Source organism: Telluria sp. PB2R4, assembly GCF_059685695.1.
In genome coordinates this window covers 1-15,625 of sequence record NZ_JCASIC010000012.1, presented here as the reverse complement: position 1 = coordinate 15,625, position 15,625 = coordinate 1, and the positions used below count along the sequence as shown (strand labels likewise).

Below are 15,625 nucleotides of genomic sequence, written 5' to 3'. Positions count from 1 at the left end.
CAGGTGAGGCTTACGCTTTTTTCGCGGGCGCCTTACGACCGAAGTAGTGGTTGTAGGCCATGCGGCGCGGATTATTCGTGTCCATGTCCCATTTCATCGCGCGCTCGGCAAAGGCGCGCATCGACGCCTCGACCTTCTTGAAGAGCGGATTGCCGGCGCCCTTCTTGGCCACCACCTGGTCCCACACGGCCAGCTGCGCCTGCAGCACCGAGTCCGGCGTCTTGTAGAACTTGACGCCGTTCTGGGCCTGCATGCCGGCATAGTCCTTGGAGTAGCGGTCGACCGCCTTCCACGACATGTCGGCCGATGCCGCTTCGACCGCGTTCTCGATGATCGACCGCATCATGGCCGGGAGCGCGTCGTACTTGGTCTTGTTGAAGGTGATCTCGAAGGTCTCGGAGCTCTGGTGGAAGCTTTGCAGCATGCAGATCTTGGACACGTCCGGGAAGCCGAGCACGCGGTCGGAACTGGCGTTGTTGAATTCGGCCCCGTCCAGCAGGCCGCGGTCCATGGCCGGGACGATCTCGCCAGCCGGCAGCGCGTTCACTGCGGCGCCCATGGCGGTGAACAGGTCGATCGCCAGGCCGTTGGTGCGGAACTTCAGGCCTTTCAGGTCTTCGGTCTTGCTGATCGGTTTCTTGAACCAGCCGAGCGGCTGGGTCGGCATCGGGCCGGTGAGGAAGGACACGACGTTGGCGCCGATGCCCTTGTACAGCTCGGCCAGCAGCGCCTTGCCGCCGCCGTACTTGTGCCAGGCCAGCACCATGTTGGCGTCCATGCCGAAGGCCGGGCCCGAGGTCCACAGCGCAATGGCGCTCTGCTTGCCGTAGTTGTAGCCCATGACGCCGTGGCCGCCGTCGAGGGTGCCCTTGGAGACGGCGTCCAGCAGGCCGAAAGCGGGGACCACGGCGCCGGCCGGCAGCACCTCGATCTTCAGCTCGCCGCCGGTCATGTCGTTGACCTTCTTGGCGAAGTCGAGCGCGTATTCGTGGAAGATGTCCTTGCTGGGCCAGGTGCTCTGGAAGCGCATCTGCTTCGGTGTTTGTGCGCTTGCGATCATCGGGACCGCGAGGGTGGCGCCGGCGGTGCCGGCGGCTGCGGTTCCCAAAAACTTTCGACGGTTCACTACTGCCTGCTTCGAATCCTTGCCATCCTTCTTCATCGTATGTCTCCTGTTTTATCTGTTTTGATTACACGGACCGACTACATGAAATACGTGGATTGAATCGCTGACGCACAAACTGGTATGGACACTCCTCCTTGACGAATTAGCCGGAAAGCGTTCACAGGATTCTCCTGTTTCCTTACAGATTGCTTACTACCGGGCCATTCAGATAGTACCGTGTTGTTGTATTGATCGCCAGTTCACTTTTCCGAGCGGAACATATCTCCGCTGCCGGTCTGCAGGTCGGGATCGGCGTCCACCAGCGCCGTCAGCCAGCCGATGAAGGCGGCCACTTTCGGTACGGCGCTGCGGCCCTTCGGGTAGACCAGCGAGACCGGCATCGGCACCGGCGGCGTCGAGGGCAGCACTTCCACCAGGCGCCCATGCGCCAGGTGTTCGCGCACCTGGTAGCGGGCCAGCTGCGCGATGCCGAGCCCCTGCAGGGCACATGCCAGGTTGGCGTCGGCGTCGTTGACGGCGACCGGCCCGGTGAGGCTGAACGTGCGCACGCCCGCGCCGTCCTGCAGCTCCCACGAGAACGGGCGGCCGCTGCGGCCCGAGAAATGCACCACGCCCTCGTGCCCGTCGAGCTCGTCGACGGTGGCGGGCGTGCCGCGCCTGGTCAGATAGCCTGGTGCGGCGCAGGCGACGAAGCGCATGCTGCCGATCGTGCGCGCCACCATCGACGAATCCGCCAACGCGCCCACGCGCAATGCGCAATCGATGCCTTCCCCGGTCAGGTCGACCAGGCGGTCGGTCATGCTGATCGACAGCTGGATGTCGGGGTAGGCTTCGCGGAACTGGCCGATGCGCGGCACCACCAGGTAGCGTCCCAGCGCACCGGGCAGGTCGACCCGCAGCTTGCCGCCGGGACGCTGGCCGGTGGCGCCGCGCACCGCCAGCTCGGCGGCGTCGATCAGCCCGAGGATCTCGACGCATTGCCGGTAATACTCCATGCCCTCGGGCGTCAGCGACAGCCGGCGCGTGGTCCGCTGCAGCAGCCGGGTGCCCAGCCGGGCCTCGAGCTTCTGCATGGTGGCGCTCAAGGCCGCACGCGGCAGCTCGAGGGTTTCGGCCGCCTTGGTGAAACTGTTGGCCTCGACGATCCGCACGAATACCCCCATGGCCCTTACTTTGTCCATCACCGCTCCGATTGTTCACTTCATATGACAAATGTAGAGCGATTATGCCTTGATTATCTTTCAATGGATTGTCCGTAGACTGGATTCATTGTTCAACGCGCGAGGAATCCGCCATGCACTCCCATCAAAACGAAAAACCCGACATCTCCGCCGGCATGACCCTGTTGCTGGCCACCGCCTGCGGCCTGATCGTCGCCAACCTGTATTACGCCCAGACCCTGGTCGGCCCGATCGCAACGGCGACCGGGCTGTCGGCCGGGATGGCCGGCCTGGTGGTCACCCTGACCCAGATCGGCTATACGCTCGGCCTGCTGTTCGTCGTCCCGCTCGGCGACCTGCTGGAAAACCGCAAACTGGTCGTCAGCGCGCTATTGTTCACTGCCGGCGCCCTGCTGGTGGCCGCGCTGGCGACCGATGGCCGGCTGTTCCTGGCAGCGGCGCTGGTCATCGGCCTCGGCTCGGTGGCGGCCCAGGTGCTGGTGCCCTTCGCGGCGCACCTGGCGCGCGAAGAGACGCGCGGCCAGGCAGTCGGCAAGGTGGTCAGCGGCCTGCTGCTGGGCATCATGCTGGCGCGGCCGGCGGCCAGCCTGATTGCCGATCACGCCAGCTGGCACCTGGTGTTCGGCATCGCGGCGGCGCACATGCTGGTGCTGGCCCTGGTGCTGCACAAACGGCTGCCGCGCCGCCAGCCGGTGGCGGCGCTGCCCTACACGAGCCTGATCGCATCCTTGTGGAAGCTGTTGCGCAGCACGCCCCTGCTGCGCCGGCGCGCCGCCTACCACGCCGCCCTGTTCGGTGCATTCAGCCTGTTCTGGACCGTGGCGCCGCTGATGCTGGCCAGCCCCGCGTTCGGGCTGTCGCAGACGGGGATCGCGATCTTCGCCCTGGTCGGCATGGCCGGCGCGGTGGCTTCGCCGATCGCCGGCAAGCTGGCCGACCGCGGGCACACCCTGGTGGCCACTGCCGCCGCGCTGGTGCTGGGCGTTGCCGGCTTCGCCCTGCCGCTGGTGGCGCCGGCCTCACGCGAGGTGGCGCTGGCTTTGCTGGTGCTGGCCTCGATCATCCTCGACATGGGTGTAGCCGCCAACCTGGTGCTGGGGCAGCGCGCCATCTTCAGCCTCGCTGCCGACATCCGCAGCCGCCTGAACGGGATCTTCTTCGCCCTGTTCTTCGCCGGCGGCGCGCTCGGCTCGGCCCTGGGCGGCTGGGTGTTCGCCAGCCATGGCTGGCATGCCGCCCTGCTCACCGGCCTGGCGTTTCCCGCGGCGGCGCTGCTGTACTGGCTGGGCGAGTTCGGTGCCGCGCGCGTGGCTGCGCGCACGGCCGGCGATCCGGCCGATGCACGCTGTGGTCACTAGCATGCGCAAGGCGGCGCGCTTGGCGCTGCCGCATGACAGCATACCGACCTCCCTGTGCACCCTCAAACCGACCACGCAACTGACGGGCTACGATCCGAACGTTTGGCTGACAACCGGAGAGGGCGATGAATCCTGCAAGCACCATGCACATACGTCTGCTCGACCGGACCAACCTGAACGAAAGCTACCAGCATTCGGTCCTGATTTCGGCCCTGCGCAGCATCGCCGCCCTGCAGGTGGTCGCTGCCCATCTGCGCGGAGAATTGTTCCCGAGCCTGAAAACAGTGGCCGACCCATCGCTCTGGTACCAGGGGCTGGCCTTCCTCACCGGCTTCTCGCACATCGCCGTGGTGATCTTCTTCCTGCTGAGCGGCTGGCTGGTGGGCGGCAGCCTGCTGAACAAGCTGGGGGAGCCCCATTGCATGATGTCGTACGCGATCGACCGGATCACCCGCATGTGGATCGTGCTGGTACCGGCCTTCGTGCTCACGCTGGCCATCGGCGCCATCATGCAGACGGTCGATCCGAGCCGGATCAGTTACGCGCCGGACAACGAATACTCGTGGAGCACGTTCTGGGGCAATCTATTCGGCCTGCAAGGGATGGCAGTGCCTCGCTTCGGCAGCAATTTTTCGCTGTGGAGCCTGTCGAACGAGATGTGGTACTACGCGCTGTTCCCGTTGCTCCTGCTGCCAGTCATCGCGCAGAAGGCAAGCACCAAGGTGGCCGGCCTGGCCGCCTGCGCCCTCATCGGCTACCAGCTGCTGTTCGACCTCATGCTGTATTTCCTGGTCTGGCTGCTCGGTGTACTGTTTTCGCGCATCCGCATTGACACCACCCGCGCCGCGCGCCTGGTGTTGATCGTCGTGATCGTTGCGCTTGCCGTTCACCTTCGGCTAAAGGGCAGTATCGGCACCCTGGTTGCGGCCACGTTTGCCGAAGACCTGCTGTTCAGCGTGCTCTTCCTCTGCCTGCTGTCGAGCCTGCAGTTTCCCGCGAATCGCGCAGGCATCGGGAACCGGCTGGCGGGCCTTGCGGGACTGCTGGCGCCGTTTTCGTTCACCTTGTATGTGATCCACTACCCCTTGATCTACCTGGCCAAGTTCCTCCACGAACCAATCGGGTCGGCGCGCCTGTCGACCACGGACCCGGCATCGCTGCTGGTGTACGCGGCGGTGTTCACCGCTATCGTCGTGTTCGCTTACCTCTTCCACCTGCCCTTCGAGGCAAATACCTACCGCCTGCGGCGCTTCGTCAAACGGATGCTGCTGGCGCCTGCGTCCGCCCCGGATCACTTCAAAGGCCCCCATGCAGCGGAACGCCGGCAGTGACCAGCGGCCGCCGTTGATCCCCGAAGTGGCTGGCAATTCGCTCGTTGTGCAATCGACGAGGCGATCGGTGCAATATTCAGTTGGAAGCCCGCTTTAGAGGTCGCCGGAGGGCGGCGTCATCACCTGCGCCACGTGGGTGGAAAACGATCAGGTCCATGTCGAGATCGGAGACACGGGCATCGGCATCAAGAGGACCCTGCTCCCAGCCGGCTGCTCTTCGGCTTTTTACACTTCTCCTATGTAACGACGAAAAAAAGCCCCAACGTGTGGGGCTCTTGTTCAGTATGCTTGGCGGAAGCGGTGAGATTCGAACTCACGAACGGGTTCCCCCGTCGGCAGTTTTCAAGACTGCTGCCTTCAACCACTCGGCCACGCTTCCCTGAGGAACCGGCATTATACATAATTCATCAATGCCGGACAGCGAATCTGCCTAAACGCTCAGGCCACCAGCAGCCAGTTCTCACGCAGGCAACGCTCGAAGTCCAATGCCGGCAGCGGCTTGCTGTACAGGTAGCCCTGCACTTCATCGCAGCCCGACGCGCGCAGGAAGGCCAGCTGCTCCAGCGTCTCCACGCCCTCGGCGATCACGCGCAGCCCCAGTTGCTGGGCCATGCTGACGATCGTTCCGGCGATCGCGCAGTCGCTCGGGTCGTCCGGTATGCCCATGGTGAACGAGCGGTCGATCTTGAGCGTGTCGATCGGGAAGCGCTTCAGGTAGGACAGGCTCGAATAGCCGGTGCCGAAATCGTCCAGCGACAGCGCCACGCCCAGCTGGTTGATGCGGTCCATGATCGCGGTGACGCGTTCGAAGTCGTGCATCAGGGTGCTCTCGGTGATCTCCAGCTCCAGCCACGAGGCATCCAGCTGGTAGCGGGCCAGCGTCTCGGCCACGCGGCCTGGAAGCGACTGCGTGAACTCGCGTGCCGACACGTTCACCGCCAGGCGCAGCGGCGCAATGCCGGAACGCTGCCAGATCGCCGCCTGGGCACAGGCCTGTTCCAGCACCCACTCGCCCACCTGCACGATCAGGCCCGTGCTCTCGGCCAGCGGAATGAACTCGCTCGGGGGCACCACGCCGCGGGTCGGGTGCAGCCAGCGCACCAGGGCCTCGGCGCCGACGATGCGGTCGGTGCCCAGCTCGAACTTCGGCTGGTAGTACAGGATCAATTCACCGTTGCCGAGCGCCTGGCGCAAGCCGGATTCGATGCGCATGCGTTCCTGCATGCCCTGGTTCATGTCCTGGCTGTAGAAGGCGACGCTGCGGTCCGGGTTGGCATCGAGCTGCTTGGCCCGTTCCATCGCGATGTCGGCCAGTCCGAGCAGGATCTCGGCCTCGCTGCCGTCCTGCGGATAGACGCTGATGCCGATGCTGGCGCCCACGCGCAGGTCGTGGCCGCCGATCAGGAATGGCGCGTCGAGGGCGGCCTGCAGCTTCTGCGCCACCGTGGTGGCTTCGAAGTGCTGGCGGATGTCGAACAGGCCCACCGCGAATTCGTCGCCCGACAGGCGCGCCACCACGTCTTCGTCGCGCAGCGTGTCGCGGAAGCGCTGGGCCGCCTGGCGCAGCAGTTCGTCGCCGATGCGGCGGCCCAGGGTGTCGTTGATGCGCTTGAAGCGGTTCAGGTCGATGAACAGCACGCAGCCGGCGGCCTCGTTACGCTGCGCCACCATCAGGGCCTGGTCGACCAGGCGCGCGAACAGCGTGCGGTTCGGCAGGCCGGTGAGTTCGTCGTAGTAGGCCAAATGATGCAGCTGTTCCTCGGCCTGCTTGCGCTCGGTGATGTCGGTGAGGTAGGCGATCAGGCCGATCGGGCGCTCGGCCAGGTCGCGCAGCGGCGACAGCGACAGGCTGGCCCAGAACACTTCGCCCGACTTTTTCTGGCGCCGCACTTCCATCATGCGACCGCCCTGCTCCGCGAAGCTGCAATGGAAGCCTTCGTCCTCGTCGGCGTACAGGAACAGGATGTTGCGGCCGATCGCTTCCAGCGCGGTATAGCCGAACAGCTCTTCGGCGCCGCGGTTCCAGCTGGTGATGTAACCCATCTGGTCCATCGTCAGCACCGACTCGTGGATCTGGTCGAGGATCTGCGACTGGTGCGCGAGCTGGGCTTCCATCTGCGCGTAGGCATGGGTCGAGCGCACCGCCAGCGAATGCACCTGCAGCAGCGACGCGGTCAGGTGCGCGAGGCCGGCCAGCTGGCGCGCGTCGTCCGCCGTGTACGCCCCACGTCCAGCCACTTCGTAGATGCCGAATTGTTCCGAGGCGCCGGCCACCACCTGGCGCAGCAGCGCACCGGGGCAGGCTGCGCCGCCGATACCGGCGCCGGGCAGGAAGCGCCCCTGGGGGCTGTCCAGCAGGCCGGCGGCGATGCGGCCGAGTTCCTCGTGCAGGGCGTCGCCGCGCAGACGCAGGACGGCGTCGCCTGCGGCGGTGGTGGCGCCGATGAAATCGAGTGATGCCTCCACGGTCGCGGTGTCGTGCATATTACACATTTCGTCCCACCTGGATGGCCCAGTGATAGGCGTTCAACTGGCTGCTCCACCAGTCGACGCTGGCGATGCCCGCCGCGTCGAGGGCTTCGTGGGAGGGATGGGTTTCGGTCAGGCGCAGCCACGTGCCGAAGTCGCCGCTGCGCCCCAGCAGCGCGCCCGACACCTGCGGCGGCAGGCACAGCGCGCCGACGATGTCCGTCATCGGCATGTGCAGCAGCCGGTCGAGCAGCGAGAACACGCCGGTCATGAAGGCCTGGTCGCAGGCGTCGCGCGTGCCCCCTGCCCCTTTGCACAGCGCTTCCAGTTGCGCGGCGCGGCGCGCCGCCAGCGGCAGCAGCAAGTTTGGCGGGCCGTCCGGCTGCTGGCGCGCGTACAGCAGCAGCTGCAGCCAGCGCTGCAGCTGACGCCGGCCGAGCAGGCTGATGGCCTGGTTGAAGCTGGTGATCTGGGTGCTTACCGCAAAGGCGGCCGAGTTGACCAGTTTGAGCAGGTGCCAGGACAGCGCCGGGTCCTGCTTGAGCTGCTGCTCGATCTCGCGCGAATCGGCGTCGCGCGACAAGAGGCCCAACAGGGTCAGGATGCGGCGCTGGGAAGTGCCGTCGCCGTGGTCGCCGCCCGGTAGCGGATCGAGGGGATAGGCGCCGCTGAACCAGTCGAAGCCGGCCGCCTCGCATTGCGTCAAGCGCGCGCAGCTATCCACCCCGCGCGCCAGGTGCGGCCCGAACAGCGCCGCCAGCGGGCCTGCGGGCACGGGGTCGCGTCCACAGTCGCGCGCAATGGTGCGCAGCGCCGCCGGCATCTTTACGCCGGGCGCCAGCGCACCGTCGAGCCAGAGGCGATAGCCGGTCTCGTGCAGTTCGACGAGGCGCCGCGCCACGCCGTCGGTGCCGAGTGCGGCCGCGGCCACGACGAAGCCTATGCGGCTGGCCGGCATCAGGGCCAGCACGGGCGGCGTCAAGACCGCGGGATGGTCGATGAGCAGGAGCCCGTCGAGCGGGGCGATCGCGGCCAGCAGGTCGGGCGTCCCGAACACGGCCTGCAGCTGCTGCGCAGACGCGGCGCCGTTCCCGACCCGCAGGCACAACGCTACCCACTCGTTCTGCCCATTGGCGACCGGGTCGATTGCTACCAGCGGAAACGAGTCGGGGTCCAGCTCGGCCATGATGGGCTTTCGGTGCGCCCTCTCGAGGGGCGCTGAATGATTATTCGATCAATCTTATTCGAGCGATTATCAGAAAGCAACACCTTTTGTTTCTTTGAGGATACAAACTACGCATCCTCACGAATAACCACGGTTTTCCGCGCGCTGGACGGCGTAGCGGATCAGTTCTGCCTGTCCTTCGATGCCGAGCTTGCGCTTGATGTTGAGGCGGTGGGTTTCCACGGTGCGCACCGACAGGTCGAGCGTGCGCGCGATCTGCTTGTTCGACTGGCCGTCCGCGATGTGCGTGAGGACTTCCTGCTCGCGCACGGTCAGGACGTCGTCGGGCGCGGCCGGGTTGGCCAGCTGGCGCGCCAGCGCCGCGCTGTAATAGATGCCGCCGCCCATCACGGTATCGATTGCCAGCACGATGTCCTTGCCCGGCGCATCCTTCAGTACGTAGCCGCGCGCGCCGGCCTGCATTGCCTGGGTCACGTATTCCGGCTTGTCGTGCATCGACAACACCAGCACCGCGATGCCGGGAAAGCGCCCGGTCAGGCGCGCGGTGGCTTCGATGCCGCTGCCGCCCTTCATGTTCACATCCATCAGCACCAGGTCGGGCTGGCAGGCGCCGGCCTGCTCGAGGGCTTCCTGGCTCGAACCGGCCTCGCCCACCACGCGCAGGCGCGGCGCGGCTTCCAGGCGTGCGCGCAGGCCGTCGCGCACCAGGGGGTGGTCGTCCACCAGCAGAATGCGGATTTCCGAAGCGTTGCTCATGTGTGCTCCTCCAGATCGATGCTGGCCACCACGCGGGTGCCCAGCGGCGAAGAATCGATCGTCAGTTTGCCGCCGATGGCTTCCATCCGTTCCATCATGTTGCGCAGGCCGATGCCGCGCTGCGGGTGCCGGGCGATGCCGTGGGCATCGAAGCCCTTGCCGTCGTCGGCGATGTTCAAGGTGAGGCAGCGGCCGCGCCGTATCAGGCGCATCTCGACCTGGCGCGCGCCGGCATGGCGTTCGGCATTGGTCAGTGCCTCCTGGGCGATGCGAAACAGCACCGTGCCCGCCATCTCGGGCAGCGCGTCCACCGCTCCTTCGGCGCGGAAGCGCACCGGGGTGCCGCTGTGGCGGCCGAACTCGCTGGCCAGGTGGTCGAGCGCCGGCGCCAACCCCAGGTCGTCCAGCAGCGCGGGGCGCAGGTCGTGCGAGATGCGGCGCACTTCGCCCAGCACCGACTTGACCTGGTCCACCGTGCGGTCGAGCGCGCCGCGCGCCGCCTGCTGCTGGGCCGCGTCGCCGTCCAGCCGGATGATGCCCGCCTCCAGCTGCAGTTTGACCGAGACCAGCGCCTGGCTGATCCCGTCGTGCAGGTCGCGCGACAGGCGCGCCCGCTCTTCTTCCTGCGATTCAACCACGCGCTGGGCCAGCGCCCTGAGCTTGGCGTCGGCCACGCGCAGCTCGCGCAGGTTGAGTACCAGTCCGCCGCTCGCCACCGCGCTGGATGCCAGGATCGCCAGGCCGGCGATCCACAGCAAGGTCTCGTCGATGTTGCGCGACTGCTGGGCGTCGATCTGCGCCAGCGCGGCTTCGACATCGTCGAGGTAGATCCCGGTGCCCATCATCCAGCCCCAATGCGCCACCGGCACCACGTAGCCGAGCTTGGGCGCCGGCCGGTGCGAGGTCGGCTTGACCCAGGTGTAGCGGTGAAAGCCCCCGCCGGCGCGGGCGCGCTCGATCAGGCGCTGGATGGTCGGCACGCCGTTGGCGTCGAGCCAGTTCCACATCTCGGTGCCGACCAGTTCCGGCTGGCGCGGATGCATCAGGCTGCGGCCCCGCATGTCGTACACGAAGAAATAGCCGTCGTCGCCGAAGCTCAGGGCGCCGAGGATGCGCTTGGCCTCGTCCAGCGTGGCGGGGTCGCTGCGGCCCGAGCGGGTCAGGTGGCCGATCGACTGCGTCGCCAGCGCCACGTAGTGGCGCAGCTCGGCCTCCTTGCTGGCCAGGTAGGCGCGCTGGATGGTGGCGCGCTGCTGCTGGGCCAGCTCGACGGCCTGCTGGCGCACGAACAGGGCGATCGCGCACAGGGCGACGATCAGTGGTCCGATGGCCAGCACAATCAGCTTCTGCCTTAACTTCATCAGGGTTCTGTTTTCGCAGGGTGGGCGGCTATGCCGCCCACGCGGTGATAGTCAGCGGTAAAAAATACCGCGCACAATGATTCGGCCACTGGTTGAACGCGTGGGCGGGAGACCCGCCCACCCTACGGTACGAGTTTCTCGCAACAAATCAGCTTGGCATTCTACGGCTGAAACTGCTTGGCTGCAGGAGCCGCCTTCTACGTATTAGTACGCAGGCACTGCGTAATGGTGCGCTTGTGGTGCTGATAATCGTGCAACATACTTGCCGGTACGCTGTCCAAAAAACCGCCGGTCAAGACAAACCACGACCGGCCACAACAAGTATCAATCCATCCTCGGAGGAGCACCATGAAAAGCATGTCGAGTGCGCTCGGCTGGATCGCACTGTCGATCGTCGGCGCATTTTCGCTCGGGTACGTCGCCGTCAAGCAGGGCGAGACCATCAATGCGATCTGGATCGTCGCCGCAGCCGTCTGCGTCTACCTGATCGCCTACCGTTTCTACAGCAAGTTCATCGCCTACAAGGCCTTGCAGCTCGACGAGAAGCGCCAGACCCCCGCCTACAAGTATAACGACGGCCTGGACTATGTCCCGACCAACAAGTACGTGCTGTACGGCCACCACTTCGCCGCGATCGCCGGCGCCGGCCCGCTGGTCGGCCCGGTGCTGGCCGCCCAGATGGGCTATTTGCCGAGCATGATGTGGATCCTGGCCGGCGTCGTCTTTGCCGGCGCCGTCCAGGACTTCATCGTGCTGTTCATGTCCACCCGCCGCGACGGCCGCTCGCTCGGCGACCTGATCAAGTCCGAAATGGGCGAGGTCCCGGGCCTGATCGCGCTGCTCGGCACCTTCATGATCATGGTGATCATCCTGGCGGTGCTGGCACTCATCGTGGTGAAGGCGCTGACCCATTCGCCATGGGGCAGCTTCACCGTGATGGCGACCATCCCGATCGCGCTGTTCATGGGCCTGTATTCGCGCTATGCGCGCGTCGGCCGCATCGGCGAAGTCTCGATCATCGGCTTCGTGCTGCTGATGCTGGCCATCGTCGGCGGCCAATGGGTGCACGATTCGCCCACCCTGTCCCCGATGTTCGACTTCACCGGCACCCAGCTCACCTGGATGCTGATCGGCTACGGCTTCGTCGCCTCGGTCATCCCCGTGTGGCTGCTGCTGGCGCCGCGCGACTACCTGTCCACCTTCCTGAAGATCGGCACCATCGTGGCGCTGGCGATCGGCATCGTGATCGTCGCCCCCGAGCTGCGCATGCCCGCGGTGACCAAGTTCATCGACGGCAGCGGCCCGGTCTGGTCGGGCAACCTGTTCCCCTTCCTGTTCATCACCATCGCCTGCGGCGCGGTGTCGGGCTTCCACGCCTTGATCTCGTCGGGCACCACCCCGAAGATGATCGAGAACGAGACCCACGCCCGCTTCATCGGCTACGGCGGCATGCTGATGGAATCCTTCGTGGCCATCATGGCGCTGGTGGCGGCGTCCACCATCGACCCGGGCGTCTACTTCGCGATGAACAGCCCGGCCGCCGTGCTGGGCAGCACCGCGCAGTCGGCGGCGGCTGCGGTGTCGCAGATGGGCTTCGTGATCACGCCCGAGACCCTCGAGCAGATGGCCAGGGACGTCGGCGAGAACACCATCATCTCGCGCGCCGGCGGCGCCCCGACCCTCGCCGTGGGCATGGCCCACATCCTGTCGAACGTGGTCGGCGGCCAGGCCATGATGGCCTTCTGGTACCACTTCGCGATCCTGTTCGAGGCGCTGTTCATCCTCACCGCGGTGGACGCGGGCACCCGCGCCGGCCGCTTCATGCTGCAGGACCTGCTGGGCGCCTTCGCCCCCTCGCTCAAGCGCACCGAGTCGCTTCCGGCCAACCTGCTGGCCACCGGTCTGTGCGTGGCCGCCTGGGGCTACTTCCTGTACCAGGGCGTGGTTGATCCGCTGGGCGGCATCAATACCCTGTGGCCGCTGTTCGGCATCGCCAACCAGATGCTGGCCGGTATCGCGCTGATGCTGGGCACCTGCGTGCTGTACAAGATGAAGCGCGCACAGTACGCCTGGATCACGGTCGTGCCGACCCTGTGGCTGCTGGCCTGTACCCTCACCGCCGGCTGGCAGAAGATCTTCGCGGACGATCCGAAGGTCGGATTCCTGGCCCACGCCGACAAGTTCCAGGCCGCGCACGATGCCGGCACGGTGCTGGCCCCGGCCAAGACCATCGAGCAGATGGAGCGCATCATTTTCAACGACTACGTCAATGCGACGCTGGCGGGCTTCTTCATGTTCGTGGTGCTGGCGGTGCTGGTGTACGGCGTGCGCACCGTAATGGCCGCCCGTTCGAGCAGCGGTCCGACCGCGAAGGAGACCCCGTACGTGGCAATGCCTGCTCCACAGGTGCAGTGATGTTCAGCAATCTGCTCGATGCCGGGCTTGAAGCCACGAAGCAGGCAGGCAAGTACCTCGGGCAGAGCATGCGCCTGATGGTCGGCCTGCCCGAGTACGACACCTACCTGGCCCACATGGAACGTACCCATCCGGACCAGACGCCGATGACGTACGAGGAGTTTTTCCGTGAGCGGCAGGAAGCGCGGTATGGGGGCAAGCGGGCCACCTGCTGCTGAGGCTTGTAGTCGACACCATGGAGGGGCGCTAGTGGCGCCCCTCTGCTTTTGCGCCCTCCCCTGCGTCCTTCCCCCGCACGTTGACCTCCATCAACGCTTCCCCCTCCCCTTGAACGTATATTTTTTTCTTGCGGGAATTTGCATTCCGCAAAGGAAGCCCTGCGTCGTCCGGCGCCGGGCCGTTCCGCCGTGCCTGCGGGATCAGAATGCCGAACTTCGAGCGCTCCAGCCTGAACCAGAAGCTGACCATCATCTCGCTGCTCTCGACCGCGACCGCGCTGGCATTCGTGTTCGCGGCCTTCGCCGCGACCTCGGTGGCCAACCATCGCAAGGACGAGGCGACCCAGCTGTCGACCTTTGCCCAGGTGATCGCGGCCAGCAGCGCCGATTACCTGCTGCTGCGCGACGGCGCCCGCGCCCGCAACGCCCTCGGCGCGCTGGCGGCCAAGAGCGACATCGCCACCGCCGTCCTGTACGACCGCAACGGCCAGCCGTTCGCGCAATACGTCACCAGCAGCGACAGCGGAACCGAAGACCTGGTTCCGCCCGCGGCGCTCGACGGAATCGACGCCGACGCCCTGGCGGCCGTCAATGCCAGGAGCCGGACCCTGCTGGCGCGCCACGTGCGGCTGTACCAGCCGGTGATGGCCGGTGAGCTCCAGGTCGGCGTGGTCATGATCGAGACCGACCTGGTCGCGACCTGGATCGACATCTTCGTCGGGCTGGTCGTGATGGGCCTGGCGATGTGCGTCTCGCTGGTGGTCGCGGTGGCCATGGCGGGCCGCTTCAAGCGCAGCATCGCCGAGCCGGTGACCAAGCTGATCCAGGCCGCGCAGAAGGTCTCCGCAAGCCAGAACTACAGCCTGCGCATCGCCCACCAGCGCACCGACGAACTGGGCCAGCTGATCGACAGCTTCAACACCATGATGGCCCAGATCGAGGACCGCGGCGCCGCCCTGCTGCACCACCGCGACGAGCTGGAACGCCAGGTCGGCGTGCGCACCGAACAGCTGGAGAAGGCCAAGAACGCCGCCGAGGCCGCCAGCCGCGCCAAGAGCGCCTTCCTGGCCACCATGAGCCACGAGATCCGCACCCCGATGAACGGCGTGCTCGGGATGACCGAAATGCTTCTCGCGACGGATCTCTCCGAGAGCCAGCGCAACTACACCACCCTGGTCAAGCGCTCGGGCGAGCACCTGCTGGTGATCATCAACGACATCCTCGACTTCTCCAAGATCGAGGCCGGCAAGCTGACCATCGAGTACATCAACTTCAACCTGTGGGACCTGCTGGACGACATCCACAACGTCTACACCCCGCAGGCCGCCGGCAAGGGCATCGGCTTCGATTTCGACATCGCCAACGACATCCCGGTGGCGATCTGCGGCGACCCTAACCGGCTGCGCCAGATCATGGCCAACCTGCTCGGCAACGCCATCAAGTTTACCGAAGAGGGACGCATCCTGGCGCGGGTTCGGGTGGCCGGCGAAGACACGCAGTCGGTGATGCTGCGCTTCGAAGTGCACGACACCGGCATCGGCATCTCGCGCGAGGCGCGCGCGCGCCTGTTCGAGGCCTTCTCGCAGGCCGACGATTCCACTACCCGCCGCTACGGCGGCACCGGCCTGGGCCTGGCGATCTCGAAGCAGCTGGTGGAGCTGATGGGCGGCGCGATCGGGGTGGACAACGCGCCCACGCCCGGTTCGATCTTCTGGTTCACGGTCAGCTTCGACAAGCGCCGCGTCGATCCCGATGCGCCGGACGCGCCCGGCCGCCGCCAGCACCCGCTCGAAGGCCTGCGCGTGCTGGTGGTGGACGAGCAGGAAGAGAACCGCGAGGACCTGGTCCAGCAGCTGCAGGCCTGGCGTGCGACCTGCGACGGCGCCGCCAGCGCCGCCTCGGGCTACGAGCGCCTGCTGAGTGCGGCCCGGGCCGGCCGCCCCTACGACGCGGCGGTCCTGGACATGGAACTGACGCATACCAGCGGCCTGGCGCTGGCGGCGTCGATCAAGGCCGACGCCGGTGCGCGCGCCACCCACCTGGTGCTGGTGAGCCCGGAGCGGCTGGCGGCCGATCCGGTCCAGCGCCGCGCCGCCGGGGTCGCCTACCAGCTGGTCAAGCCGGCGCGCGCGGCCGACCTGTACGCCTGCCTGGGCGCCTGTGCGGCACGCCTGCACGCGCCCTGCGCCACCCAGGCCGCCCCTGCGGCCGCCCCCGGCGCAGC

At 66.5% G+C, this 15,625-nt stretch carries 11 protein-coding genes and 1 tRNA gene; 5 read left to right on the top strand and 7 right to left on the bottom strand.

Annotated elements, in window-relative coordinates:
• Positions 1 to 10: 10 nt before the first annotated feature.
• Entirely contained in the window at positions 11 to 1,162 is a 1,152-nt protein-coding gene (locus AC56LU_RS18415) for a TRAP transporter substrate-binding protein (RefSeq protein ID WP_497177063.1), read from the bottom strand.
• 203 nt (positions 1,163 to 1,365) lie between these two features.
• Complete coding sequence (locus tag AC56LU_RS18410; RefSeq protein ID WP_497177062.1) at positions 1,366 to 2,307, bottom strand: LysR family transcriptional regulator; 942 nt, start codon at positions 2,305 to 2,307, stop codon at positions 1,366 to 1,368.
• Between the two features lie 113 nt (positions 2,308 to 2,420).
• Here AC56LU_RS18410 and AC56LU_RS18405 point away from each other — a divergent pair, with 113 nt between their 5' ends.
• Together AC56LU_RS18405 and AC56LU_RS18400 are read left to right on the top strand one after the other, a co-directional pair.
• Positions 2,421 to 3,665, top strand: a complete 1,245-nt coding sequence (locus AC56LU_RS18405; RefSeq protein ID WP_497177061.1) for an MFS transporter — start codon at positions 2,421 to 2,423, stop codon at positions 3,663 to 3,665.
• A gap of 125 nt (positions 3,666 to 3,790) precedes the next feature.
• Positions 3,791 to 4,996 carry an acyltransferase family protein gene (locus AC56LU_RS18400; RefSeq protein ID WP_497177060.1) on the top strand — a complete coding sequence of 402 codons (1,206 nt, stop codon included), beginning with the start codon at positions 3,791 to 3,793 and terminating at the stop codon, positions 4,994 to 4,996.
• Between the two features lie 289 nt (positions 4,997 to 5,285).
• On the opposite strand, the gene AC56LU_RS18395 is transcribed toward AC56LU_RS18400, so the two are convergent.
• The 5 genes from AC56LU_RS18395 to AC56LU_RS18375 form a co-directional block, all read right to left on the bottom strand.
• Positions 5,286 to 5,375, bottom strand: a tRNA-Ser gene (locus AC56LU_RS18395).
• A gap of 59 nt (positions 5,376 to 5,434) precedes the next feature.
• Positions 5,435 to 7,480 carry a putative bifunctional diguanylate cyclase/phosphodiesterase gene (locus AC56LU_RS18390; protein ID WP_497177059.1) on the bottom strand — a complete coding sequence of 682 codons (2,046 nt, stop codon included), beginning with the start codon at positions 7,478 to 7,480 and terminating at the stop codon, positions 5,435 to 5,437.
• Position 7,481: 1 nt separating this feature from the next.
• Positions 7,482 to 8,651, bottom strand: a complete 1,170-nt coding sequence (locus AC56LU_RS18385; protein WP_497177058.1) for an EAL and HDOD domain-containing protein — start codon at positions 8,649 to 8,651, stop codon at positions 7,482 to 7,484.
• 117 nt (positions 8,652 to 8,768) lie between these two features.
• Positions 8,769 to 9,407 (bottom strand): response regulator transcription factor, encoded by a 639-nt coding sequence (locus AC56LU_RS18380; RefSeq protein WP_497177057.1) that lies wholly within the window; start codon positions 9,405 to 9,407, stop codon positions 8,769 to 8,771.
• Positions 9,404 to 10,768, bottom strand: a complete 1,365-nt coding sequence (locus AC56LU_RS18375) for a cache domain-containing protein (RefSeq protein ID WP_497177056.1) — start codon at positions 10,766 to 10,768, stop codon at positions 9,404 to 9,406. The genes AC56LU_RS18380 and AC56LU_RS18375 overlap by 4 nt, the downstream gene beginning before the upstream one ends.
• Positions 10,769 to 11,116: 348 nt before the next feature.
• Between AC56LU_RS18375 and AC56LU_RS18370 the strand changes: the two genes are divergently transcribed.
• From AC56LU_RS18370 to AC56LU_RS18360, 3 genes are all read left to right on the top strand, one after another.
• On the top strand, positions 11,117 to 13,183 hold the full coding sequence (locus AC56LU_RS18370; RefSeq protein WP_497177055.1) for a carbon starvation CstA family protein: 2,067 nt from the start codon (positions 11,117 to 11,119) through the stop codon (positions 13,181 to 13,183).
• Positions 13,183 to 13,401: a YbdD/YjiX family protein gene (locus AC56LU_RS18365; RefSeq protein WP_497177054.1), complete on the top strand. Its 219-nt coding sequence runs from the start codon at positions 13,183 to 13,185 to the stop codon at positions 13,399 to 13,401. The genes AC56LU_RS18370 and AC56LU_RS18365 overlap by 1 nt, the downstream gene beginning before the upstream one ends.
• Positions 13,402 to 13,607: 206 nt before the next feature.
• Positions 13,608 to 15,625: ATP-binding protein (locus AC56LU_RS18360; protein ID WP_497177053.1), on the top strand; the 2,018-nt coding region annotated here is incomplete at its 3' end.